We start from the raw sequence: 22891 nt of genomic DNA, 5'->3' as shown, positions 1-22891 counted from the left end.
CTGCGCGAAGATTGCCACTGTGGGCGCTAACACAGCGATGAGGCAAAGACACCATGGCGAAAGCCGATATCGGGGTTTACGGGCTTGGGACAATGGGCAGCGCCTTGGCGCTGAACATGGCCGACAAGGGCTTTGCAGTGGCCGTGTCGAACCGGGAAACCGACTGGATCGCGCCCTTTGTCAGCGAAGCGGGCGCGCTTGCCGCGCGGATCATTCCAAGCGACAGCCTGGAAGACTTCACCAACAGCCTGAAAACACCGCGCGTGATCCTGTTCATGATCCCGTCAGGCCCGCCGATGGATGCCATGATCGACGCAATCCGCCCCTATCTGGGCGATGGCGATACGATCATCGACGGGGGCAATGCCGATTTCAACGACACCCGCCGCCGCTCGGCGGCCCTGGCGGGCAGCGGGCTGCACTATGTCGGCATGGGGGTGTCCGGCGGAGAAGAAGGCGCGCGCAATGGCCCCTCGATGATGGTGGGCGGAAGCGCCCACAGCTGGGAGCAACTGCGCCCGATGGTCGAGGCGATTGCCGCCCGCTTTGACGGAGCGCCCTGTGTGGCGCATCTGGGCCCGGATGGGGCCGGACATTTTGTCAAAACCGTCCATAACGGCATCGAATATGCCGATATGCAGATGATCGCGGAGACCTATGGCCTCATGCGCGACGGCATGGGCTGGGACGCCCCGCGCATCGGTGCTGTGTTCACGCGCTGGAACGACGGCCCGCTTGACAGTTTCCTGACCGAGATCACGGCGAAAACCCTGCAATCCCTCGATCCGGCCACGCATCAGCCGGTCGTCGATGTCATCGTGGATCGCGCCGGCCAGAAGGGCACGGGTCGCTGGACCGTGATCGAAGCGCTGAAACTCGGCCAATCGGCCAGCGCCATCGAGGGGGCCGTCGCCGCGCGCGCGTGGTCCAGCGAGCCTGAGGCCCGCAACGCCGTCGAGGTGCTCTATGGCAAAAGTACCGCCTCGCTCGAGATTGCCGAAGACATCATGGAACAGGCGCTGCTTGCCGGTCGCATCCTGTCGCATGCGCAGGGGTTCGCGGTCCTGCAAGCCGCCTCCGAGGCGTTCGACTGGTCCCTGGATCCCGCCCGTATCGCGGAAATCTGGCGTGCGGGATGCATCATCCGCAGCGCCCTGCTGGATGACCTGGCCAGCGCCTTTCGCACCGATCCGCCTCTTGGCCAGCTGATCCTCTGCGAACCCATCGCCGCGCGCCTGTCCCGGACCGTGCCCGCCATGCGCCAGACCGTCAGCGCGGCCATCAGCGCGGGCCTGCCTGTCCCGGCCCTGTCGGGGGCCTTGCAGTATTTCGACAGCCTCGCCCGCGCCCGGGGCACGACGAACCTCATTCAGGCCCAACGGGATTTCTTTGGCCATCACGGCTTCGAGCGCACCGACAGCCCCGGCACCCATCACGCCGACTGGCACCAGGGCTGACGCACAATGCCGGGCACCTTCACTGCCCGCGTGGTTTCGCGCGCAACGTCGGGTCGGCCTGCGTCGGGTCTTCGGGCCAGGGATGGCGCGGATAGCGCCCGCGCATATCCTTGCGCACATCGCCATAGCTTGTCGCCCAGAACCCCGGCAGATCCCGTGTCACCTGAACCGGGCGCTGCGCGGGCGACAGAAGCGTCACCACCAAGGGCACGCCCGCGCTGGTGGGATGCCGCGTGACGCCGAACATCTCCTGCAGGCGCACCGAGATTCCCGGAGCCTCTGCGTCATAATCAATCGGAACCTTGCGCCCCAAAGGCGTGGTGAAATGCGCGGGCACCAGGCGATCCAGCGCCTGACCCTGCTCCCAGCTCAGCATCGCATTCAGTGCCGGCAGCAGATCGAACCGCTTCCACTCCTCCGCCGAGCGTACACCTCCCAGCATCGGAGCCAGCCATGTCTCCAGCCCCTCCAGCAACCCGCCCTCGGACATATCCGGCAGGTCGGCACCATCCGCGCGTGCCAGTTTCACCCGTGCCGCCAGCCGCGCTGCGGCGGGGCTGAAGCGCAGGCCCAACTCTCGCACGCCCTCCAGCATGGCCGTTGTGACCGCGGCTTCCGGGACATCGCGCCAGATCCTGTCGTCCAGAACCACGGTGCCCAGCCGTTCCTGCTGGCGCGCAACCACGCGCCGGTCGCGTTTTGACCACCTGCAGCTTTCCTCCCAGGCGATCTGCCCGGCAAACAGCGTGCGGATCTCTGCCTCGCTGATCTGCGCGGCCATGCGGATGCGCGCCTCGCGCGGATCGCCGTCCAGATCTGTCGCCACCAGCCAGGGCGCTCCGGCCAGAGGGTCTTCCAGCGGCAAGACCGCCCCCTTGCCCCCCGACAGCACATAGCGCGGCGCGTCCCCCTTGCGGCGCTGGGCGATACGGTCGGGATAGGCCAGGGCCGCCAGACCCGCAGGCGACAAGCCCCGATCCGGCCCCGAGCGCTGCCTGAGACGCCGCGCTTCGCTGCGCACACTTTCGATCGCACCCCGATGCAGCTCAAAACCACGCGCCGCACCGAAGCGCTTGGGATCGCGCAGCGCCTCCAGCCGCAGCGTCAGGTCCACCGGCGCGCCCATCAGCACATCACGATCTCCCATCAGGGCGGCCAGATCGGCTGCCGCCCCGCCGCCCGAAACCAGCATATGTGCCAGTCGCGGATGCAGTGGCAGCCTTGCCAAGGCGCGCCCATGATCGGTGATGCGCCCCGCGCCATCCAGCGCACCCAGCATCCGCAACAATGCCTTGGCCTCGCCATAGGCACCCGCATTGGGCAGCGTCAGAAAGGCCAGATCCGCCGGCTCGGCTCCCCAGACCGCCAGTTCCAGCGCAAGTGCTGCCAGATCCGTCGCCTCGATCTCGGCCGGAGGATAGGCGGCCAACGCGCCCTCTTCCCCCTTTGACCACAACCGATAGCTCACACCGGGCGCAACCCGCCCGGCGCGCCCGGCACGCTGGGTGGCTTCTGCGCGCGTGCCCCTTTCGGTCACCAGCCGCGACATTCCCGATCCCGGATCAAACCGCGCGCGCCGTGCACGCCCGGCATCCACCACAACGCGGATATCGGGGATGGTCAGCGACGTTTCGGCAATCGACGTGGCCAGCACCACCTTGCGCCCCGTGCTCAGCGGGCTCAGCGCTGCGCGTTGCGCCGAAAACTCCATGGCCCCGAACAAGGGCTGTATGTGGCAGGTTGCGGGCAGGCGATGGCTCAGGGCGGCAGCCGCGCGCCGGATCTCGCCCTCTCCGGGCAGAAACACCAGCAAGCCGCCCCCTGTTTCGCGCGTCTCGACCTCGGCGCGGACCACAAGATCCAGCAGGGCAGGCTCCCAGCGTCCGGGCCCCAAAGGCCGCTCCAGCCAGCGCGGCTCTACCGGAAAGGCGCGCCCTTGTGCCGTGATGATCGGGGCCTCCATCAAGGCCGCCACCGGCGCGGCATCCAGGGTCGCCGACATCGCCAGCAGAACCAGATCGCCGCGCAACGCGCCTGCCACTTCCAGACAGAGAGCCAGCCCCAGATCGCCATTCAAAGAGCGTTCGTGGAACTCGTCGAAGATCACCGTGCCCACCCCAGGCAGATCAGGATCGGACTGGACCATCCGGGTGAGAATACCCTCGGTCACGACCTCGATCTGCGTATTCCCTGAGACCCTGGCCTCACCGCGCACGCGATAGCCAACCGTCTCTCCCACGGGCTCGCCGAGGCTGTCCGCCATCCGCTCGGCAGCGGCGCGGGCGGCCAGGCGGCGCGGCTCCAGCATCAGGATCCGGCCGGGGCTGAGCCCGGCAGAGCGGATCGCCAGAGGCACCCGCGTGGTCTTTCCCGCACCGGGCGGAGCCTGCAACACCGCGCGCCCCGCGCGCCGCAGGGCCTCGATCAGGTCAGGCAAAACATCATCTATGGGAAGCTGGGTCATTGCGCGGTTTATGGCCAATGCGTCTCAGCGCGTCCAGCGCCGGGTCAAGCGCACCGTGCCACGCGGTGAAGAAAACTCTGCCGCGCTCACTGTCATCCCATCGCCTTGAGGCAGATAGCGCAAAACCAGATCCACCACCCGGCCACGTTGCAGGTCTTTTTGCGAGTATCCCTCAAGACGGTGGAATTGCCCGCGACACAGAATGTCCGCGCCATCCCGTGACAGGTCATTCATCACCGTCCGCGTCCGCCGTGCCCCATCGAACACGAACTGGTCGATCTGGCATATCCCCTCTGCTGGCTGGTCGCGCATCATCACGAACAGCGCCGTCAGCGGATCAAGCGTGCCCTGCTGCTGCGCGGCTACGGCGGGGTCGGCCTCTTCCATGCCCAGCTTGCCGCCCTCAAGGCTTGGCACGCCGTTTTCATAGGTCAGCACCGCGCTTGAACTGCGCCGCCCGACCACGGCATCCTCGCTATAGCGATCCGGTGCGAAGCGACCGTCACGCAGGCGTCCGCGCGCCAGCATCTGGAATTTGACGGTGGCAATCTGTCCGATCAGCCCGGTCGATTCAAAGCCGGCGCTTGCGGTATAGGCGCGGGGGTTCACGCTGCCATCCATCCAGAAGACGCCGATCTTCACGCCCCCAAGAGCCACGTCAAACTGCACCGAGGTCGTCTGCGACCGCGCCACCGTCGCCGGGGCACCAAGTACGGCCAGCATGACCGCAGCTGCAAGCGCGCGCCAGATTCGCCTATGGACAAGACATGTCATTCTTCGTCATTTACCCTGAAAACAGGCGGGACAGTTGTGGATATGAATATCACAGAACTCGGGGACAGCATCATAAACGGCGACCGCCGTGCGCTGGCTCGCGCGATCACGCTTGTTGAAAGCGCGCGGGCGGATCACCGGGCGCAGGCGGCTGCATTGCTGGAACATCTGCGCAAGGCCGATCGCCAGGCCCTGCGCATCGGCATGTCCGGCACACCGGGCGTGGGCAAATCCACCTTTATCGAAAGCTTTGGCATGATGCTGATCGCGCGCGGCCTGCGCGTGGCGGTTTTGGCAATCGATCCCAGCTCGGCCCGGTCCGGAGGCTCGATTCTGGGGGACAAGACCCGGATGGATCTGCTCAGCCGCGAAAAGAACGCCTTTATCCGCCCCTCTCCCAGCCAGACGCATCTGGGCGGAGTCGCGCGGCGCACGCGCGAAGCGGTGACCCTGTGCGAGGCGGCAGGCTTTGACGTGGTGCTGATCGAAACCGTTGGTGTCGGCCAATCCGAAACCGTTGTCGCGGAAATGTCGGATATATTCCTGCTGCTTCTGGCCCCGGCGGGCGGAGATGAGCTGCAAGGCGTCAAACGCGGCATCATGGAGATGGCCGATATCATTCTGGTCAACAAGGCCGATGGCGATCTGAAAGCCACGGCGACCCGCACCTGCGCCGATTATGCCGGTGCGCTGCGCCTGTTGCGCAAACGTCCGCAGGATCCCGAAGGATTTCCCAAGGCGATGACCGTGTCCGCGCTGCAGGAAATCGGCCTGGAAACGGTCTGGGACGAAATCACGACCTTGGCCGCATGGCGCATGGCCCAAAACCACTGGGCCGCGCGCCGCGCCGATCAGGCGCGCTTCTGGTTTCAGCAGGAATTGCGCCAGGCCCTGCTGGCCCGGCTGGAAACCGCGGCCGCCAGGGAAGCCATGGCCACACTGGGCGACGCGGTGGCCAGGGGGGAACTCTCGCCGGCCTCGGCTGCGCAACAGATGCTGTCAGAGCTCTCGCAGGACTGACATCACCCCTCCCACATCGACAGCATCTCGCCCTCGGACGGATCAAACGTCCCTGACAACGCCGAGACATAGCGCGCCCGAACCGCCTCGGGTCCGGACAGCGCCCTGACTTTCAGCCAGCCCGTCGTGGCCATGAACGCCCCCCAGGCCTCGCCCAGACGTGCCTGGAATCCGGCCATTCCCCAATCCGCGATGCGCTGTTGCGCATAAGCCGGCGCGAAAAAGAAAGCCGGCTTGGGCCCCGGCAATCCCGGTATCTTCAGCTGTGCGTTCTGCCAATCCGTCAGCCCCACCTGCGCGGTATGGCACATGGTCTGGCCAAACTGCGTATGGAGGCGCATCAGCAGATCCCCGTTGCCGGAAAAATCCACATAGGCGGCCGGTTCGCCGGGCAGGCTGGCCAGATCATCATATGCCAGCACCCGGTCATAAAGCCCGAGACCCTGCACAAACCCGATGTTTCGCGCACTGGTCAGCCCCACCAGCGACAGCCCCGAGGGCTTGTCCCGCGACATCTCGGCGGCCAGGCCGATCGCGGTCTTGCTTGATGCGCTCGACATCAAAAGCTGGCGCGCCCCGAACATCGCATGTTCGCGAAAGAAATCGGCCAGCAGAAACGACGTGGTGAACAGCGGCCTGAACACGGCGATCTGCGCCTCCAGATCGCGCGCATAGGCGGGATCGGCGGCGGTAAAGCCATAGCGGTTGTAAATCGGTGCCATCGGCTGGCGATGCGCGGCCATATCGCTGAACCCGTCGCGGCTCAGCTTGCCGGGCTGCACCATCAGATGCGTGGACATGGGCACATAGCCATAAACCCGCGTGCCGACCGCGATCTCGGGCAGGGCCGAGGCGATCACATCGGCAAAGCCCCAGGCGGGAATGCGGCCAAAACCTTCGCGTTGGGCCGGGAAAAAGTTCCAATACCCCAGAGACCTGCTGGCAGTGCCATAGGTGATGGTGTTTGCCGTCAGCGCGAAATGGCCCACGCGCAACAGCACATGCCCCTCTGGAGGCGTGTCGTCATGAGAGGCGCTCACCACCTGCGCCTCTGTCAGATCGGCGCGATTGATGATCAGATCCTGTCCTGTTACCGCCATCGCCTGTTTCCCCTTGTTGTGCCTGTGCGATCATCGTTGCGCCACGGGCGTGATCCGTGCAAGTCTGCCCCTTCGTCACATGGGCAGACTACGCGCGAACCGGGTTGACCCCAAAAGCGATTCCTCCTATGTGCATCCAACCAGATTTCGGGCGCCGCCAATGGCTGCGCCCTTCTCCATTGGGCAGAAGGTTACCTGCTGCCACCAGACGAAGGATGAACCCATGTCGCGCCGCTGCGAACTGACCGGAAAAGGTCCGATGACTGGCAACAATGTCAGCCACGCCAACAACAAAACCAAGCGCCGGTTTCTGCCGAACCTGAATGATGTGACCCTGCACTCCGAAACGCTGGGCCGCGCATTCAAGTTCCGGATCTCTGCACATGCCCTGCGCAGCGTTGATCACCGTGGTGGTCTGGATGCCTATCTTGCCAAGGCGAAAGACGTCGAACTGTCGGCCAACGCGCTGAAGGTCAAGAAAGAGATCGCCAAGGCGGCTGCGGCGTAAGCCAGCCCCGGACGGTTTTGCATGATGACAAGGCCCTGCCATCCGGCGGGGCTTTTTCACGTGGGCTGTCGTCTGCAAAATTTGCGTAAACGGGCAAAATGCGGCTTTAACCCCGCACGTCGCGCCCATATATGCCCCCCATGATGAGGCGTATCCTGCACCATGTCCTGATTGCGCTTGTGGCGCTCAGCTTCGTGATCTCCGGACAGGCGATTGCGCAGGCCAAGGGCGCGTCTCCTGCCACGGGCCAGATGGTGCTCTGTACCGGCACAGGCCCGGTGGTCATCTACACAGATGCCGAAGGTCAGCCGACAGCGCCCCCGCATATCTGCCCCGATTGCGCTCTGGCCATGATGACCGGCCTCACGCCACTGGCACAATTGCCCGTGCGTGTGGACCATCCGGCCTATCGCCTGAACTGGCCCACCATTGCCGGTGGCGCGCGATCCGCCTGCATCGCCCATATCAAGGCCCGCGCCCCGCCTGCCTCTGTCTGAACCCCCCAATACCAACATTCAGACAGAAAGGGACAGACAGATGTCCATCAAAACCACCTTGTTCACAGCGGTTGCCGCCGCACTCATCTCCACCGCCGCCTTTGCCGAAGGGATTATGATCAAAGACCCCTATGCGCGCTCATCCGGGGCCAATGCGGTCAGCGGCGCGGCCTTCATGGGCATCATGAACCACACCGATGCAGCCGATCGCCTGATCGCTGCGCGCAGCGATGTCGCCGCGCGGGTCGAGCTTCATACCCATCTCATGGATGCAAACGGCGTCATGCGCATGGTTGAAGTCGAAGACGGTATCCCGGTGCCGGCGCAAGGCATGGCGATGCTGCAGCGGGGCGGAGATCACGTGATGCTCATGGGCCTCAATCAGCCGCTGGCACAGGGCGATGAAATCACGATCACGCTGGTGTTTGAAACAGCCGGTGAAATCGAGGTGACCGTGCCCGTCGATCTTGAGCGCAAACCCGAACATGGTGCCGGCCACGGCCATGGCACGATGAATACCGACGGTTGATCCGAACGGACCGCGTGTCTCAGGACGCGCGGTCCAACAGCTCGGCCACCCAGAGCGGCACGACCTCCGAGGCCGGGCCAAAGCGCGTTTCCTCAAAGCTCGACACCACGGCTGACGGCTCGAGATTCAGCTCGACCGTCAAAGCCCCGGACCGTCGCGCCTCCTCCACAAATCCGGCCGCCGGATAGACATTGCCGGATGTGCCGATGGCGGCAAATAGGTCCGCCTCGGACAGATGATCCAGAATCGCGTCCCTGTGATAGGGCATCTCGCCGAACCAGACGACATCCGGACGCCCCGCAGGGACCGCACAGGCGGGGCAGGGCTCTGCCGGAGCCATCTGCGCAGGTGCCGCCCAGCGATGCCCGCAGGCCGCGCACAAAGCGCCAGCCAGCTCGCCATGCATATGGATCACATCGCGCGTCCCGGCTGCCTCATGCAAGCCGTCGACATTTTGCGTCACGATAACGACGTCGCCGGACCAGTCGCGCTGCAACCGGGCCAGAGCGGCATGGGCGGCGTTGAACCGTGCCCCGGCAGCCTGCACCCGGCGCGCATTATAGAACCCCTGAACTAAGGCGGGATCGCGCGCAAAGCCTTCGGGCGTGGCCACGTCTTCGATACGATGCTGGCTCCACAATCCGCCTTCATCGCGAAACGTGCCCAGCCCGCTTTCCGCCGAAATGCCGGCCCCTGTCAGAATGACGATCTTTTTCATTGTGCCTCCTTGCGCATGCCAGCGTGACATGGATCATGGGCCCATGACCAGCCGCATCCTCTTTGTCTGCCTTGGCAATATCTGCCGCTCTCCCAGCGCCGAAGGCGTGTTTCGCTCCCTCATGCCCGAGGCCAAGACCGACAGCGCCGGCACCGCCAACTGGCATGTGGGCAACCCGCCCTATGGGCCGATGCAGGCCGCGGCCCGGGCGCGCGGCTATGATCTGTCGGATTTGCGTGCCCGCCAGTTCGTGCCGGCCGACTTTGGACGGTTTGATCTGATCATCGCCATGGATGCCGACAACCGCGATGCGATCGAAGCGCAGCGTCCCGCCGGGTCTGACACCCCCGTACGCCTTCTTACCGATTTCGCCCCAGCCAGCGGAATGGATCACGTCCCTGACCCCTATTACACCCGCGATTTTGACGGTGCGCTCGATCTCATCGAAGAGGCTGCGGAAGGGCTCAGGACCCATCTGACCGCCTGAGGCGCAAATTCAGTCTTTTGGAAACGGCTCGGTGTCATTGGTGATCAGGCGCAGCTCTGCACTCAGCCAGGGCAGGCGCGACAGGGCTGGTTCGATCATATGCGCCAGGATCAGCCGCCGCATGGTCTGGGCGATCTCGATAGGCACCTGATCCGACCAGTCCGATCCCGCAAACAGAGAGATACGGCGCGCGAATGGCGCAAAGGGCAGGGGATGGGCGGCGATATCATCATGATATCGCGTGGCCCGCATGTACCCAAGCGGAGTGGTGATCGTCCAGCCGATGCGCCGGGCCACCATCGCCATCAGCGCCAGATGACTGCCCATCTCGAAGCGATGCTCGAACTCCAGCCCCGCGGCGGTCAAATGCCCCTCGATCTGATCCCCGATCATCTGTTCGCGCACATAGCGCAGGAACGGCATATCGCGCAGCGTGGCCAGCGGGTCGGCTTCATCCAGCGCGAAACCTTGCGGAGTCACCAGGATGAAAGGATCCCGCACCAGAGGGTATTCCGTAATGTTCTGAAGGCTTTCGCCCGTAGTTGCCGCAATCGCCACATGCAGATCGCCGGTGCGCATCGCCTGTGAAATCTCATGGCTTGGCGCGGTGATCATCTTGAAGCGGCACTGTGTCATGCTTTCGGCCAGGATCGTCGCCAGCCGCGGCGTCAGGTCACTGTCGAAATCGTCGATCAGCCCGACACTCAGCGTGTCCAGATGGGTCAGATCCATCACCGTCAGCTCACTCTGCGCCAGCCGCAACTGGCCGAGGATCGCCTCGGTACGTGTCAGGAAACTGCGCCCCGCCGCAGTCAGCCGCATCGGGCGGCGCGTGTGATCGACCAGTTCGGCCCCCAGCGCGGCCTCAAGATTGCGCATCTGCTGGCTTACCGCTGGCTGGCTCAGGCCGGTCTTCAGCGCGGTCTCGACCACCGAGCCGGTGGCGGCCAAAGCTTCAAACACCTCCAGCCCACGCAGGCTCAGGCCCCGTATCAGCATGCCGACCCCATGGTTCAGGTTTCAGATTTTGTAAAACTAGCCTCAGCCAGCACCTGCCTGCAAGTCAGATCAGCTGCACAGCTTTTCCGCGACGGCCCCGAAGTCGCTCCAGCGTTTCCAGAACGCATCGTCCCGCTCGGTATCGGACAGGCGCACTTCATGCGCCCGCGCCGGATTGCCAAAGAACGAGGCCCCGCGCCGCTGATCCGCCCCGCTCAACGAGCGATCCGCCGCTTCCTGAATGCAGCCACAGGACTGGCGATTGGCCGCCTTGCGCCCTGACGACAGGCAGGCTGATTTGATCGGCCCGTTCACCGAGGCAAACTGCGTCGGGTTATCCCCCCGGTCCGAGCGACCACCGCCGCAGGAAACCAATACTCCAAGTGCCAGAATGGCCAGAATCCGCCCCATGTGCCTCTGCCTTTTCGATTGCCTCACACCGCGCTTGACCGGCGGCTTTATCCCATGGTGCAGACTATGCCCGAAACCGGCGCGCGGGGCAATTGCGGATCGCAACTTGTGACCGCTTGACGATGCGCGCAAAGCCTTACATATCCTGCTCATGACACCGCTTTCACATATCCGCAACTTCTCCATAGTTGCCCATATCGACCACGGTAAATCCACCCTGGCCGACCGCCTGATTCAAGAGACGAACACGGTCTCGGCCCGGGACATGAAAGAACAGCTGCTCGACAGCATGGATATCGAACGCGAGCGCGGAATCACCATCAAGGCCAATACCGTGCGCATCGATTACACGGCGGACAATGGTGAGTCCTATGTGCTCAACCTCATCGACACGCCCGGTCACGTGGATTTCGCCTATGAGGTCTCGCGCTCCATGCGCGCGGTCGAAGGCTCCCTGCTGGTGGTCGACAGCACCCAGGGCGTCGAGGCGCAGACGCTGGCCAATGTCTATCACGCGCTGGACGCGGATCATGAAATCGTGCCCGTCTTCAACAAGATCGACCTGCCTGCCAGCGATGTGGCCCGTGTGGCCGAACAGGTCGAGGATGTGATCGGCATCGACGCCTCGGGTGCGATTGCCGTATCGGCCAAGACAGGGCAGGGCATCCACGAGGTTCTCGAAGCCATCGTGCATCACCTTCCCGCGCCCAAAGGGCAGGAAGACGCCCCGCTCAAGGCCATGCTGGTGGACAGCTGGTATGACGCCTATCTGGGCGTGATCGTCCTGGTGCGCATCATGGACGGCGTTCTGAAAAAGGGCGACCGGATCAAGATGCTGTCGAACGGGACCATCCATCACGTGGACCGTATCGGCGTGTTCCGCCCGCAGATGGAGGCAATCGACAGGCTCGGCCCCGGCGAAATCGGCTTTCTGACCGCATCCATCAAGCAGGTGCGCGACACCCGCGTGGGCGACACGATCACACATGAGAAAAAAGGCACGGATGACGCGCTTCCGGGCTTCAAACCCTCTCAGCCCGTGGTGTTCTGTGGCCTCTTCCCGGTGGACAGTTCCGAATTCGAAGAACTGCGCGACAGCATCGAAAAGCTGGCCCTGAATGACGCATCGTTTTCCTATGAAATGGAAACCTCGGCGGCCCTGGGCTTTGGCTTTCGCTGCGGATTTCTGGGCTTGTTGCACCTTGAGGTGATCCGCGACCGGATCGAGCGCGAATATGATATCGAGCTGATCACCACGGCCCCTTCGGTGGTCTATCACATCTATATGCGCGACGGCACCATGCGCGAGCTGCACAACCCCGCCGATATGCCCGACATGACCCATGTCGATCACCTGGAAGAGCCGCGAATCAAGGCCACTATCCTTGTACCGGACGAGTATCTGGGTGACGTGCTCAAGCTGTGTCAGGACCGTCGCGGTATTCAGCAAGACCTGACCTATGCCGGTTCGCGCGCCATGGTGGTCTATGATCTGCCGCTGAACGAAGTGGTGTTTGATTTCTATGACCGTCTGAAATCGGTGACCAAGGGCTATGCCTCGTTTGATTACAACCTGACGGGCTATCGCCAGGACAATCTGGTGAAAATGCAGGTGCTGGTGAATGATGAACCCGTCGACGCCCTGTCGATGATGGTCCACCGCGACCGCGCCGAGGCCCGTGGGCGGGCCATGTGCGAAAAGCTCAAGGACCTCATCCCGCGCCACATGTTCAAGATCCCGATCCAGGCCGCCATTGGCGGCAAGGTCATCGCCCGCGAAACACTGAGCGCCCTGCGCAAGGACGTCACCGCCAAGTGCTATGGCGGCGATGCCACGCGCAAACGCAAGCTGCTGGACAAGCAGAAGGCGGGCAAGAAGAAGATGCGCCAGTTCGGCAAGGTCGATATCCCGCAGGAAGCATTCATCAGCGCGCTCAAGATGGACAGCTGAGGCTGTCCACCCAGCCGCCTGTGTCTCCCCTCAAGCCACGCCGTGAAGCGCATCTTGATCGCACCCCACCGCGTGCAAGGGTCGCGATCCCCGGCGGCATCTGCCACAGGCAAAGCCTGTGATCGCTCAAGACCACCCGCGCCGCGATCCCCAAAGGCGGTTCTGCCCGCCTCAGGCGCACCGCATCGCGCAGCCGCTCGATTTCACGCACCAGAAGATAACAGCCGCCGCCACCAGGGCAGGCGTTCGGTTGTCTCACCGACCATCTCACCAACCAGCTCACCGCCCTCCACCGGTGACAGACCGCCCGCCGCCAGCATCTTGCGTTCGTCTGCGCGCGCCATCTGCCGGCTGTGCACGATCTGCGCGGCGTGCTCACGCGTCACCGGTGTGCCATCAGGCCCCATGACCAGATCGCCCGACACCTTCAGAGTCGGCCCCATGCGCCGGCCTGTCAGTGGGTTGGGACGCCCCACCCAGGCATCGTCCTGTGCGCTCCAGATCCGCCGCACTTCGGTCATCGACACCAGCGCGGCGATGGGTTTGCCGTGCCGCGTCAGAACGATCACCGAACGCGGATCCTGAGCATGGGTGACAAGCTGGCCCAGCTGACTGCGGGCTTGCGATACGGTGAGTTTCATGGGGCCTCCGGGGGTACAAAACGATCAGTGACCCTCGCAAAAGGCGTACAAAACGGTCAATTTCTGATGAAATCACCGCCCGATGCCGCCCGGGCGTGAAGCGGGCCAAAAAATTCACGGCTGTGTGATCCAGCCTCTGCATGCAGCCGTATACATTTGTAAGCCAAAGCTGACATCGGGGGTGTAAATGTCCATGGATCTAGACAACATGCAACGCGGCGTTGCTCTGCGTATAGAGGCTTTTGAAGGGATGCTGGCGCATCTCGATCTTGACCTGCACGAGAGCGAAGCGCCCTTTCTGATCAATGAGTTACGCGATACACTCATGGCCTGCGCGAGGTGCCCCAAACCCGGTCGCTGCACGGGTTGGTGCCAGTCCGGCCAACCCGGAACACCCCATTTCTGCAAGGCGACCCAACAGTTTCGCAACCTCATCATCGCCAGCGAAGCGGTCCGCATTCGCGCCACCTGATCTCCGTCCAGTCAGCCGCCCTCATTCCGCGATATCCCGTGCCCAATGGCAATCCCGGAGGGCCCGATGGCGACAATTTTTCTGACGTTACATCTCTTCATTGGCACCACTCTCTCGGGTAGTGCCCTGATCGTTGCGCTGGTCCTTGGATACGACAGCGCCGCAGTGCTTTTCGCAGCGGCTGCGATTGGGTTTATCGCAGCCTTTCCAGTATCTTACCTGATCGCCTTGCGCTTGCGCGCCTAGTGGCCAAAGGCGGCGTTTGGCATCCAGTCGGGCGCGGATCCCTTAGGTGCTGCGCGCATATGCAGACAGGCGGTTCCAAGGCGCTGGAAGTACACCGCTTCCAGCGGATACCAACCCGCCACCGGTACTTCGACCTCGACCGCATCACCGGGCTCACAAGGTGTGCGTTCGTCTATCACGGCGACCTTCTTGCCCCCGATCGAGGCGCGCAGACCATCATTTGACAGGAAATCAATGACATACACGCCCGGCGCATCAAAGCGGACATAGCCCGAGATGCCGGCGACAACGCGCAGGGCCTGACCGGAAGTCAGTGTCTCTCCGCCTTCTTCGGTATCCCAATAGTCCAGCCCGGCCAGCGGCCGTCCCGGCTTGGCGGATTTCAGCGCCTGATCCGCCTGTGACAGCGTGCGAACCTCGTCGGGAAATGCGTATTTCACCGCCAGTCCCGGCTTCAAGGAGCCCGGTTGCGGGTTCGCAGGAGACAGCTTGAGAGGTGCCGCGGATGCAGCGCCCGCAATCAACACGGCAACAGCAAAACTGGCGATTCTGGAAAGTTTCATCTTTGGGATCTCCATTATGTCCATCACAGCTTAGAAACCTTCCAAGATTCGTGCAACAGACGCTCTTGGCTCGGTTTCGTTCCCGGCATAGTTTGGCCATCAACTTCAAAGGAGAGATGACATGGCCCAAACATTGAAAGCGATGCTGGAGGCCGCCCATTCAGTGGTTCCAAGGATCAGCGCAGAAGAGGCACAGATCAAGATCAAGGACGGCGCGCTTTTGCTGGATGTACGCGATGCCCCTGAACTTGCTGCGTCAGGCAAGGCAAAGGGTGCGCATAATGTGTCACGCGGCACGCTGGAGTTTCGCGCGGAGCCCGACTCGCCCAATGCAGATCCGGAATTCAGAACCGACAGGGCGATCATCCTGTTCTGTGCCGCCGGCGGACGCGCTGCCCTGGCAGGTCAGGCGTTGAAAGAACTGGGCTACAAGGAGGTCTATAACCTCGGTGGTCTGAAGGATTGGGCTGACGGCGGCGGTGAGGTTTCGTGACGCTGTTCAGCGCTTAGCCGGCATTCAGAAAGACGCGGACAGCGGCTTCAAACCCACGCGGGTCATCGGCATGCAGCCAATGGCCCGCGCCGGGCAGCTTTGCAAATCGGGCCTGAGGGAAATGCGCCTTGATCGTAGGGCGATGTTGAGCCTGGACATAGTCTGACTGCGCACCGGAGAGAAACAGAACCGGCCCGCTCCATTCCGCTGATGTCCGGGGAAAAGACATGATCTCTGCCATGTTCTCGGCCAGCGCATCCAGATTGAGCCGCCAGCATTTTTCCGCAACATCAAGGGATTGCGTGAAGAAGCTTTGCAAGGATCTCTCGACGCCCAGATCTGCCAGTTGCGCTTCGGCATCCGAGCGGCGGGTCACCCGGCTCAGGTCCACGGCGCGCATGGCCTCGATGTAATGGATCTGACTGTGCGCGTATTGAACCGGCGCGATATCGGCCACCACAAGCCGTCCGAGTTTGGCCCCATGGCGCAGGGCCAGCATCATCGACGCCTTGCCGCCCATGGAATGACCGACCACATCGGCCTGACCGCCAAAGGCGTCTATCACCTCGGCCAGATCATCGGCCATGTCCACATATGTATGGCTGGCCATGCGCGGGCTGAGACCGTGGTTGCGCATATCCACGGCCACGACCTGTCGCTCATCCGACAGCCTTTTGGCAATCACACCCCAGTTGCGCGCCGAGCCATAGAGCCCATGGGCGATGATCAGGGGTGGTCTGGCACTGGGCGCGCCGTGCAGGATCGTGTTCAGCATGCCCCCTGATACCTGTCTGGAGGTCGCGCGACCAGAGCCATTGAGTCCGGGTTCAGAGCGGGTTAGGTTCTTTGCATCGGAGAGGCAGATGGATCACACGGCGCGATATCGCAAACAGCTTGATGAGATCGGCGCAGCTTTGCAGGCCAAGCTCAAGTTGCGCCCGGCTCCCTTTGCGGCGCTGGTAGCGCGCAGCCGCTCGCGTTTGCCCAGACACGTCTACAAGAACGCCCAGGCGCTGGCCGAAGCCGAGCGCTTTGCCGATCATCCCAAGCTGGCGCGGACGCTGGATTTCCCGTCGCTGGACAAGTCCGCCGATCTTGTCAGGGCCCATCTCAAGACGATTGATCTGGCGGATGAACGCAAGGGCCGCATTCTGTCCCTGCTGGGAAGCCTGTCGATCAACCTGATTGGCCTTGCGATCCTGTTGATCGCCGTTCTGATCTGGCGCGGCTATCTGTAAGCGGTCGCTCAAAGAGAACATCGCGGTAAACCAATGTCACGGTGGCGAAACTGACATAAAGCAGCAGATACCAGGACCCCATTTTCGCAAAGCTCACCAGATCCAGTTCCCCTTGTCCCGAGTAAATCCAGGTGCCTGTTCCGGTGCCCACATTCTCGGCCAACCACAGGAAGAAGCTTGAAAACAGGGCTGCGACGGGCAGGGGCATCCAATAGTCGTTCCCACCCACCTCGAACCAGATGCGGGTGTGCCAGAACAGAATCACCGTGGCTGCAAACAGCGCAAGTCGGATGTCCGGCAAATAGTGATGGGCAAAGAAATTCACATATATCGCCACCGCCAGCCCAATCGTCATCCAGAACGGCGGATAGGGCGCAAAGCGCATCTCGAACACGCGGATCACCCGGGCCATGTAGCTGCCGACGCTGGCATACATGAAACCCGAAAACAGCGGCACGCCCCACAGCTTCATCACCGCCTCTTCGGGATAGGCCCAGCTGCCCGCATTGACCTTGAAGATCTCCATAGCCGTGCCGGTAAGGTGAAACAGCAAGATCACCCGGGCCTCGCGCCAGGTTTCCAGTTTCAGCACCAGGAAAGCGGCCTGTATGCCAAGCGCATAGATAAAAAGCGCGTCATAGCGCGCCAGCGTCCAGCCCTCCTGCCAGATCGCTTTCGATGCCATCAACCCAAGCAGCATCAGGATACCGAACAGGCAGGCCCAGCCCTGTTTGAGCACAAACATGACGAATTCGGCCAGAACGAACGGCAGCCGGGCGCGCATCCAGTCGCCCAGGCCACGCTCGATGCGTCGTGTTGCGGATCGGTCCAGTTCAGACATCAGTCGGCGGGCAGAGTGTCAACGCGTTCTCTGCCGACCGGCTCACAGGTTCGGATAGATCGGGAAGCGGGCGCACATTTCAGCCACTTCAGCTTTGACCTTGGCTTCCACTGCCCCGTTGCCCTCTTCGCCATTGGCGGCCAGCCCATCGACAATCTCGATGATCCAGTCGGCGATCTGACGGAATTCGGGTTCGCCAAATCCGCGCGTGGTGCCCGCAGGTGAGCCAAGCCGGATGCCGCTTGTCACGGTGGGCTTTTCCGGATCGAACGGAACGCCGTTCTTGTTGCAGGTGATATGCGCGCGACCCAGCGCCTGTTCGGTGGCGTTGCCCTTGACGCCTTTGGGGCGCAGATCCACCAGCACGACATGGGTGTCTGTGCCGTGCGTGATGGTGTCCAGCCCGCCCTTGATCAGCTGGTCGCTCAGGGCTTGTGCGTTCTTGATGACGGTTTGCTGGTAGGTCTTGAACTCGGGGCGCAGGGCTTCACCGAATGCGACGGCCTTGGCGGCGATCACATGCATGAGCGGCCCGCCCTGGATGCCGGGGAAGATGGCCGAGTTGAACTTCTTGGCCAGCGCCTCGTCATTGGTCAGGATCATGCCGCCGCGCGGACCGCGCAGGGTTTTGTGCGTCGTGGTGGTCGCCACATGGGCATGCGGGAAGGGCGAAGGGTGTTCGCCTGCCGCCACCAGGCCCGCGAAATGCGCCATGTCCACATGCAGCCATGCACCGACCATATCTGCGATTTCACGCATGCGGGCAAAGTCGATCTGGCGCGGGATGGCCGAGCCACCTGCGATGATCAACTTGGGCTGATGCTCCTTTGCCAGCGCTTCAACCTGGTCATAGTCCAGCAGGTTGTCTTGCTTGCGCACGCCGTATTGGATCGCGTTGAACCATTTTCCCGACTGGTTGGGTGCCGCGCCATGGGTGAGGTGCCCGCCCGCATCCAGGCTCATCCCCAGAATGGTGTCGCCCGGCTTGAGAAGGGCTGTGAACACGCCCTGGTTGGCCTGAGAGCCGGAATTGGGCTGAACATTTGCAAAGCCGCAGTCAAACAGCTTGCAGGCGCGTTCAATGGCGAGGGTTTCGGCCACGTCCACAAACTGGCACCCGCCATAATAGCGGCGCCCCGGATAGCCTTCGGCATATTTGTTTGTCATCACAGAGCCCTGTGCTTCCATCACGGCAGCCGAGACGATGTTTTCAGAGGCAATCAGCTCAATCTCGTCGCGCTGACGATCAAGCTCGTCTGTGATCGAGCCGAAAATCTCGGGATCACGCTCGGCGAGCGTTTGGGTGAAGAAACCGGTGTCACGATGGGCAGCGTTCATGGGGCAAAGCCTCCCTCTGGATGCAAAATGTTGTGGCGTTCCTAAAGGAAAGGCGTCCTTTGGGAAAGATATCAAAACGACGATTTAGCTGGGTTTGGCGGCAAGGCTAGCCAAGGGGGAAAACTTGTGGTTCTGTCACAGAGGCCTGCGCAAGATCGGAACCCTTTGCTATGTCGCTGAAAATCGCATTCCTGGCCAGCGACGCCCCGGTGGCGCAAACCGCACGCGCCGCGTTGATTGGCCGATATGGAAACAGCCCGCCAGAGGCGGCAGATGTGATCGTCGCCCTTGGGGGCGATGGCTTCATGCTGCAGACGCTTCATGGCACGCAGGAATTGCCCGCTCCAGTTTATGGGATGAACCGTGGCACCATCGGCTTTCTGATGAATGCCTATGGGGAGAGTGATCTGATCGAACGGCTGGAAGCGGCCAAGGAAGAGGTGATCAATCCGCTGTCCATGCACGCGATGGATCGCAATGGCGTGCTTCACAAGGCCCTGGCGATCAACGAGGTTTCGTTGCTGCGCGCCGGTCCTCAGGCCGCCAAGCTGAAGATCACCATAGATGATCGCCTGCGCCTGGCCGAGTTGGTTTGCGATGGCGCGCTGGTGGCAACGCCGGCCGGTTCAACGGCCTATAACTATTCTGCGCATGGACCCATTCTTCCGATCGGTGCGGATGTTCTGGCGCTGACGGCCGTTGCGGCGTTTCGTCCCCGGCGCTGGCGCGGCGCGCTGTTGCCCAAGCGCGCCAAGGTGCGGTTTGACGTGTTGGAAGCGGACAAACGCCCGGTCATGGCGGAAGGCGATTCCCAGTCGGTGGAAAATGTCGATTGGGTCGAAATCCGTTCGGAACCGGCGATCGAGCATCATATCCTGTTTGATCCCGGACACGGGTTGGAAGAGCGTTTGATTTCCGAGCAGTTCACCTGACGCCTAGCCCGGCAAAAGCCCCGCCTCTTTCAGCTTGGCAACATTGGCGCGGCTCACCGGGATGTCAGGACCATGGGCCATTTGCAGCACCGCACCATCGCCTTTGCGAGCGGCCGACCTGACCTGATTGAACGCCGCCCAATGCGATCTGTGGACACGGGCACCGGGGGTGTCGCCCACCTCGCCGATGGCGTCGGCCAGACGGATCAAAACCATCTCTTGGCCCTTGGTCGTGCGGATGTTGACATAGTGATCCTCGACCGTCAGCGACACCAGCGGTCCGCGCTTGTCGAAGGGCAGCCGATCCAGCAGCTTTGGCGGGCTTGGGGGCGCTGTTTCGCCCCAGCCGCCGTAAGCTGTCTGGAACATCCCGGCCAGGATCGCCGCGATCAGAAAGACATTGACGACTTGCGCGGTCAGTTCGGACCCGGTGGCCCAGTATTGCAGCGCCATCCCGTTCAACAGATAGACAACGCTCATTGCGCCTGCACCCGTCATCACAGCCGCAAGTGCCGTGCGCATCACAATGCGATCCGGTGCCAGTTGGTTCGAGATCAGATAGGTGGTGCACCCGATCGAATAGGTCATGCCAACCAACGCCAACCAATAGACAAACCGTGGCAGCATCGTCATCTGCGCGTCCGTGCCGAAGGGTGCCACGATCGCCAGAATCGCGCCCGTTCCGACCAGCACCCAAAGACGCATGGGGTTGCCCATATGCTCCCGCCATTCACGCATCGCAAGTTGCAGCGAAAGGTTCGTCACGAATAAGCTCCGTCAAACACACATCAACGCTCGTCTCTTCGGCCAGGCCCGAGACACATACCGGTACGTTGGAAATGTAACACCAAACCGGGATGTTTCGAGATGACTTTTGACCCACTTATGACCGCGCCGTTTGAAATCCAACTGCATGTGGGATTCGCGGCGATCGCGATCTTTCTGGGCCCTATTGCCCTCTACCGACAGCGGCGTGACCTGATCCACAAAATCAGCGGATACATCTGGGTGAGCGGTATCGCGGGTCTGGCGATCACCGGGCTTTTCATCGAAAGCGAATTTGCGATTGTCGGGCGGTTCGGTCCCATCCACCTGTTCAGTTTCCTCGCATTGTGGGGCGTCATCGACGGGATGCGTGACGCGCGCAAAGGCGATATCCGCAGCCATCAGGCCACGATGCAATCCATATGGTATGGAGCGATGGGCATCACCGGGCTGCTGACCCTGTTGCCGGGCCGCACGCTCAATCGTGTTGTGTTCGGGGAACCCTCGCTTTGGGGCTTTGCTCTGATCGCGGTGGGGGGAGTGGGACTGGGCTGGCTCTGGCTGCGCAGCCGACGGTCGCGAAGAGGTGCTCTGCTTCGCCGGGTCTGAGCCGCCTTCGCAGGCTCCTCTTTTGCCAAGGTTTGTCGAGAAAGCTGCGTCAAGCCTTGGCAGCGGCGCAAATCGCGATGCAAGGGCTTTGTGCGTCGCGAGCAAGTCAGTTGACGATCTGATCCCGCATCCGGGCGTTGACCTGCAAACGCAAAGGTTGATCGCCCACATTTGTGCACAGGTTGAGCCATGTGTCGTCGATGCTGTCGATCTGGCTCACGTCAAAGGACGGCGTGCTTTCCCAATAGCGCCCGGACTCGACCATATAGCCCAGATCCTGTTCCAGATCCTTTGCGCGCTGAAACTCTGACGCATCCCGCATGATGGGCCCGTGTGAGGAATCTGTGAGGTCATCCAGGGTGACAGAAGGAAACAGCAACCGGCTTTCCTTGGACAACGCACGCACGCATGTGCAGCCCTGCTGCGCCGCATGCATCATCAGGCGCACGGATTTCGCTTCGAGGTTGCGCAGGGTGATGTCCTGGCGCAGCGGGTCGGCAGTTCCAGCCCCGTAGAAATGCGTCTTGCCCAGTTTCGGATAGACCATGTCGCAGCCGGCAAAGACCATCATGGACGGCTTCAGTGTCGCCAATGCCCAATACCCGGCAGAAAACGCCATGGTCCCGCCGGCATAGATGATCCCGCCGTACAGATTGTTCGCCGGAACATAATCTTCCGAGCCGATCCGCTGCTGGGTTGGTTTCAGATCTGCCGGATGGCGGTCCTGAGGGAAATCATCCGGTGCGATATGGTAATCCCAGTCATCGCGCACCTGCCAGGCATTATTGATGGCGACAATCGCTGAAAAGCGGGATTTCGGCCAATCCTTGCATGCCATTACATTGGGAGAACTGCCAAGGATCAGAACTGGTTTTGAGGCCGCCATTGCTTTTGCTGTCGCCTTTGAATTCTTTGCACACTGCTAGCAAGGGTATAGGGCGGCGCAGCAGGGGGTCAACGCAAGGGGCGTCTGACGTTATGTCATTCAACAAACGTGGAAATCTGCTCCAGCGGTTTTTTCAGCTTTGCCACGGCCGGAACGGTCGCTTCGGGTGCGGGATGGCCCACGGCAATGATCATGGTTGGTTTCTCTGATGCTGGACGTCCCAGAGCTGGGGCAAGGAACTTCATCGGGTTCGGCGTATGGGTGAGCGTGCACAGACCCGCATGATGCAGCGCGGCCAACAGAAAGCCCGTCGCGATGTTGACGCTTTCTGGCACATAATAGTTCTTGTACCGTGTGCCGTCCGCGAATTCACCCCAGCGCTGGGCAAAGACGACAATCAGCCATGGCGCGATGGTCAGATGTGGCTTGTCGGCGGTGGTTCCGATCGGCTCCAGAGCCTTGATCCATTCATCACCTCCACCACCTTCGTAAAACCGGCGTTCTTCTTCTTCGGCTTCCGCGCGAATCCGGGCTTTCATGTCGGCGTCGCTGATGGCCACGAAATGCCAGGGCTGGTGATTGGCCCCCGAAGGGGCTGTTCCGGCGGTGCGTATGCAGGTTTCGATCACGTCGCGCGGAACCTGCCGGTCGGTATAGTCACGCACCGTATGCCGGGTGCGCATCCTGTCATGAAAGGCCAGAGCCTGCGTTTGCATCTGCGCGTCTGTCAACTCGGCCCGGTCGGGCAGCGGAAGGGCGGTGTACTCCAGCGTTTCCTTGGCAAACATTTCACACTCCTTGCAGCATGGCTGAGCTTTGATGGCCTGCCGGGCATCTCAACGCAAGAGATGCTCTTCCAGCGCCTTGATGCGCTGAGCGATTGCAGAAGGCCTCACATGGCGCTTTGCTGGGGCCAGATCGAAGGCATCACAGCGCAAAACAGCCCAAAGAA

At 62.2% G+C, this 22891-nt stretch carries 27 protein-coding genes; 13 read left to right on the top strand and 14 right to left on the bottom strand.

Translation table 11 applies throughout. From position 1 onward, the window contains the following. Positions 1 to 53: 53 nt before the first annotated feature. The gene (gndA, locus tag WAO69_RS10565; RefSeq protein WP_422178814.1) at positions 54 to 1457 is read left to right on the top strand and encodes an NADP-dependent phosphogluconate dehydrogenase; all 1404 of its coding nucleotides are present in this window, start codon (positions 54 to 56) and stop codon (positions 1455 to 1457) included. A gap of 19 nt (positions 1458 to 1476) precedes the next feature. On the opposite strand, the gene hrpB is transcribed toward gndA, so the two are convergent. Beyond that, a complete protein-coding gene (hrpB, locus tag WAO69_RS10560) occupies positions 1477 to 3921 on the bottom strand; it encodes an ATP-dependent helicase HrpB (RefSeq protein ID WP_422178812.1) in 2445 nt (814 codons plus the stop codon). Positions 3922 to 3945: 24 nt separating this feature from the next. Continuing rightward, positions 3946 to 4644 (bottom strand): DUF3108 domain-containing protein, encoded by a 699-nt coding sequence (locus tag WAO69_RS10555; RefSeq protein WP_422178810.1) that lies wholly within the window; start codon positions 4642 to 4644, stop codon positions 3946 to 3948. Positions 4645 to 4737: 93 nt separating this feature from the next. Between WAO69_RS10555 and meaB the strand changes: the two genes are divergently transcribed. Then, entirely contained in the window at positions 4738 to 5715 is a 978-nt protein-coding gene (meaB, locus tag WAO69_RS10550; protein ID WP_422178808.1) for a methylmalonyl Co-A mutase-associated GTPase MeaB, read from the top strand. Between the two features lie 2 nt (positions 5716 to 5717). Here meaB and WAO69_RS10545 read toward each other — a convergent pair whose 3' ends face one another. Beyond that, complete coding sequence (locus WAO69_RS10545; protein ID WP_422178806.1) at positions 5718 to 6815, bottom strand: DUF2855 family protein; 1098 nt, start codon at positions 6813 to 6815, stop codon at positions 5718 to 5720. A 223-nt stretch (positions 6816 to 7038) separates the two neighbouring features. Between WAO69_RS10545 and rpmB the strand changes: the two genes are divergently transcribed. The 3 genes from rpmB (at position 7039) to WAO69_RS10530 (ending at position 8349) form a co-directional block, all read left to right on the top strand. Then, on the top strand, positions 7039 to 7323 hold the full coding sequence (gene rpmB / locus WAO69_RS10540; RefSeq protein ID WP_422178804.1) for a 50S ribosomal protein L28: 285 nt from the start codon (positions 7039 to 7041) through the stop codon (positions 7321 to 7323). Positions 7324 to 7463: 140 nt separating this feature from the next. Next, positions 7464 to 7820, top strand: coding sequence for a hypothetical protein (locus tag WAO69_RS10535; protein ID WP_422178802.1), 357 nt, complete (start codon positions 7464 to 7466; stop codon positions 7818 to 7820). Between the two features lie 40 nt (positions 7821 to 7860). Then, positions 7861 to 8349, top strand: coding sequence for a copper chaperone PCu(A)C (locus WAO69_RS10530; protein WP_422178800.1), 489 nt, complete (start codon positions 7861 to 7863; stop codon positions 8347 to 8349). A gap of 19 nt (positions 8350 to 8368) precedes the next feature. Here the strand turns inward: WAO69_RS10530 and WAO69_RS10525 are convergent, their stop codons facing one another. Continuing rightward, positions 8369 to 9067, bottom strand: a complete 699-nt coding sequence (locus WAO69_RS10525) for an NAD-dependent deacylase (RefSeq protein ID WP_422178798.1) — start codon at positions 9065 to 9067, stop codon at positions 8369 to 8371. 43 nt (positions 9068 to 9110) lie between these two features. Between WAO69_RS10525 and WAO69_RS10520 the strand changes: the two genes are divergently transcribed. After that, positions 9111 to 9554: a low molecular weight protein-tyrosine-phosphatase gene (locus WAO69_RS10520; protein WP_422178796.1), complete on the top strand. Its 444-nt coding sequence runs from the start codon at positions 9111 to 9113 to the stop codon at positions 9552 to 9554. A 9-nt stretch (positions 9555 to 9563) separates the two neighbouring features. Here the strand turns inward: WAO69_RS10520 and WAO69_RS10515 are convergent, their stop codons facing one another. Together WAO69_RS10515 and WAO69_RS10510 are read right to left on the bottom strand one after the other, a co-directional pair. Further along, positions 9564 to 10553: a LysR family transcriptional regulator gene (locus tag WAO69_RS10515; RefSeq protein ID WP_422178794.1), complete on the bottom strand. Its 990-nt coding sequence runs from the start codon at positions 10551 to 10553 to the stop codon at positions 9564 to 9566. A gap of 69 nt (positions 10554 to 10622) precedes the next feature. After that, positions 10623 to 10964, bottom strand: a complete 342-nt coding sequence (locus WAO69_RS10510; RefSeq protein ID WP_422178792.1) for a hypothetical protein — start codon at positions 10962 to 10964, stop codon at positions 10623 to 10625. Between the two features lie 151 nt (positions 10965 to 11115). Between WAO69_RS10510 and lepA the strand changes: the two genes are divergently transcribed. Beyond that, positions 11116 to 12915, top strand: coding sequence for a translation elongation factor 4 (lepA, locus tag WAO69_RS10505; protein ID WP_422178790.1), 1800 nt, complete (start codon positions 11116 to 11118; stop codon positions 12913 to 12915). 203 nt (positions 12916 to 13118) lie between these two features. Here the strand turns inward: lepA and WAO69_RS10500 are convergent, their stop codons facing one another. Continuing rightward, entirely contained in the window at positions 13119 to 13556 is a 438-nt protein-coding gene (locus WAO69_RS10500) for a type II toxin-antitoxin system Phd/YefM family antitoxin (RefSeq protein WP_422178788.1), read from the bottom strand. 187 nt (positions 13557 to 13743) lie between these two features. Between WAO69_RS10500 and WAO69_RS10495 the strand changes: the two genes are divergently transcribed. Both WAO69_RS10495 and WAO69_RS10490 read left to right on the top strand, forming a co-directional pair. Continuing rightward, a complete protein-coding gene (locus WAO69_RS10495; RefSeq protein WP_422178786.1) occupies positions 13744 to 14028 on the top strand; it encodes a DUF6455 family protein in 285 nt (94 codons plus the stop codon). Positions 14029 to 14094: 66 nt separating this feature from the next. After that, the gene (locus WAO69_RS10490) at positions 14095 to 14274 is read left to right on the top strand and encodes a CTP synthetase (protein WP_422178784.1); all 180 of its coding nucleotides are present in this window, start codon (positions 14095 to 14097) and stop codon (positions 14272 to 14274) included. Here WAO69_RS10490 and WAO69_RS10485 read toward each other — a convergent pair. Continuing rightward, positions 14271 to 14837 carry a PA14 domain-containing protein gene (locus WAO69_RS10485; protein ID WP_422178782.1) on the bottom strand — a complete coding sequence of 189 codons (567 nt, stop codon included), beginning with the start codon at positions 14835 to 14837 and terminating at the stop codon, positions 14271 to 14273. The genes WAO69_RS10490 and WAO69_RS10485 overlap by 4 nt on opposite strands. A 121-nt stretch (positions 14838 to 14958) precedes the next feature. On the opposite strand from WAO69_RS10485, the gene WAO69_RS10480 reads away from it, so the two are divergent. Then, positions 14959 to 15330: a rhodanese-like domain-containing protein gene (locus WAO69_RS10480; protein WP_422178780.1), complete on the top strand. Its 372-nt coding sequence runs from the start codon at positions 14959 to 14961 to the stop codon at positions 15328 to 15330. Positions 15331 to 15343: 13 nt separating this feature from the next. On the opposite strand, the gene WAO69_RS10475 is transcribed toward WAO69_RS10480, so the two are convergent. Next, positions 15344 to 16105, bottom strand: coding sequence for an alpha/beta fold hydrolase (locus WAO69_RS10475; protein ID WP_422178778.1), 762 nt, complete (start codon positions 16103 to 16105; stop codon positions 15344 to 15346). A gap of 88 nt (positions 16106 to 16193) precedes the next feature. Between WAO69_RS10475 and WAO69_RS10470 the strand changes: the two genes are divergently transcribed. Continuing rightward, on the top strand, positions 16194 to 16568 hold the full coding sequence (locus WAO69_RS10470) for a hypothetical protein (protein WP_422178776.1): 375 nt from the start codon (positions 16194 to 16196) through the stop codon (positions 16566 to 16568). Here the strand turns inward: WAO69_RS10470 and WAO69_RS10465 are convergent. Both WAO69_RS10465 and glyA read right to left on the bottom strand, forming a co-directional pair. After that, complete coding sequence (locus WAO69_RS10465) at positions 16507 to 17409, bottom strand: DUF817 domain-containing protein (protein ID WP_422178774.1); 903 nt, start codon at positions 17407 to 17409, stop codon at positions 16507 to 16509. The two genes, WAO69_RS10470 and WAO69_RS10465, sit on opposite strands and share 62 nt — an antisense overlap. Positions 17410 to 17451: 42 nt before the next feature. Continuing rightward, on the bottom strand, positions 17452 to 18747 hold the full coding sequence (gene glyA / locus WAO69_RS10460; protein WP_422178772.1) for a serine hydroxymethyltransferase: 1296 nt from the start codon (positions 18745 to 18747) through the stop codon (positions 17452 to 17454). A gap of 170 nt (positions 18748 to 18917) precedes the next feature. Between glyA and WAO69_RS10455 the strand changes: the two genes are divergently transcribed. After that, positions 18918 to 19679, top strand: coding sequence for an NAD kinase (locus WAO69_RS10455; RefSeq protein ID WP_422178770.1), 762 nt, complete (start codon positions 18918 to 18920; stop codon positions 19677 to 19679). A gap of 3 nt (positions 19680 to 19682) precedes the next feature. On the opposite strand, the gene WAO69_RS10450 is transcribed toward WAO69_RS10455, so the two are convergent. Next, a complete protein-coding gene (locus tag WAO69_RS10450) occupies positions 19683 to 20444 on the bottom strand; it encodes a LytTR family DNA-binding domain-containing protein (protein ID WP_422178768.1) in 762 nt (253 codons plus the stop codon). A 120-nt stretch (positions 20445 to 20564) separates the two neighbouring features. Between WAO69_RS10450 and WAO69_RS10445 the strand changes: the two genes are divergently transcribed. Next, the gene (locus tag WAO69_RS10445; RefSeq protein WP_422178766.1) at positions 20565 to 21053 is read left to right on the top strand and encodes a DUF2306 domain-containing protein; all 489 of its coding nucleotides are present in this window, start codon (positions 20565 to 20567) and stop codon (positions 21051 to 21053) included. A 106-nt stretch (positions 21054 to 21159) separates the two neighbouring features. On the opposite strand, the gene WAO69_RS10440 is transcribed toward WAO69_RS10445, so the two are convergent. Further along, positions 21160 to 21891 (bottom strand): hypothetical protein, encoded by a 732-nt coding sequence (locus WAO69_RS10440; protein WP_422178764.1) that lies wholly within the window; start codon positions 21889 to 21891, stop codon positions 21160 to 21162. 143 nt (positions 21892 to 22034) lie between these two features. After that, a complete protein-coding gene (locus WAO69_RS10435) occupies positions 22035 to 22727 on the bottom strand; it encodes a nitroreductase family protein (RefSeq protein WP_422178762.1) in 693 nt (230 codons plus the stop codon). Positions 22728 to 22891: the final 164 nt, after the last annotated feature.

This window comes from Aestuariivita sp. (assembly GCF_049276915.1).
GTDB lineage: Bacteria > Pseudomonadota > Alphaproteobacteria > Rhodobacterales > Rhodobacteraceae > Aestuariivita.
The sequence above is the reverse complement of the archived record's forward strand: the minus strand, read 5'-3'. Positions and strand labels throughout refer to the sequence as shown.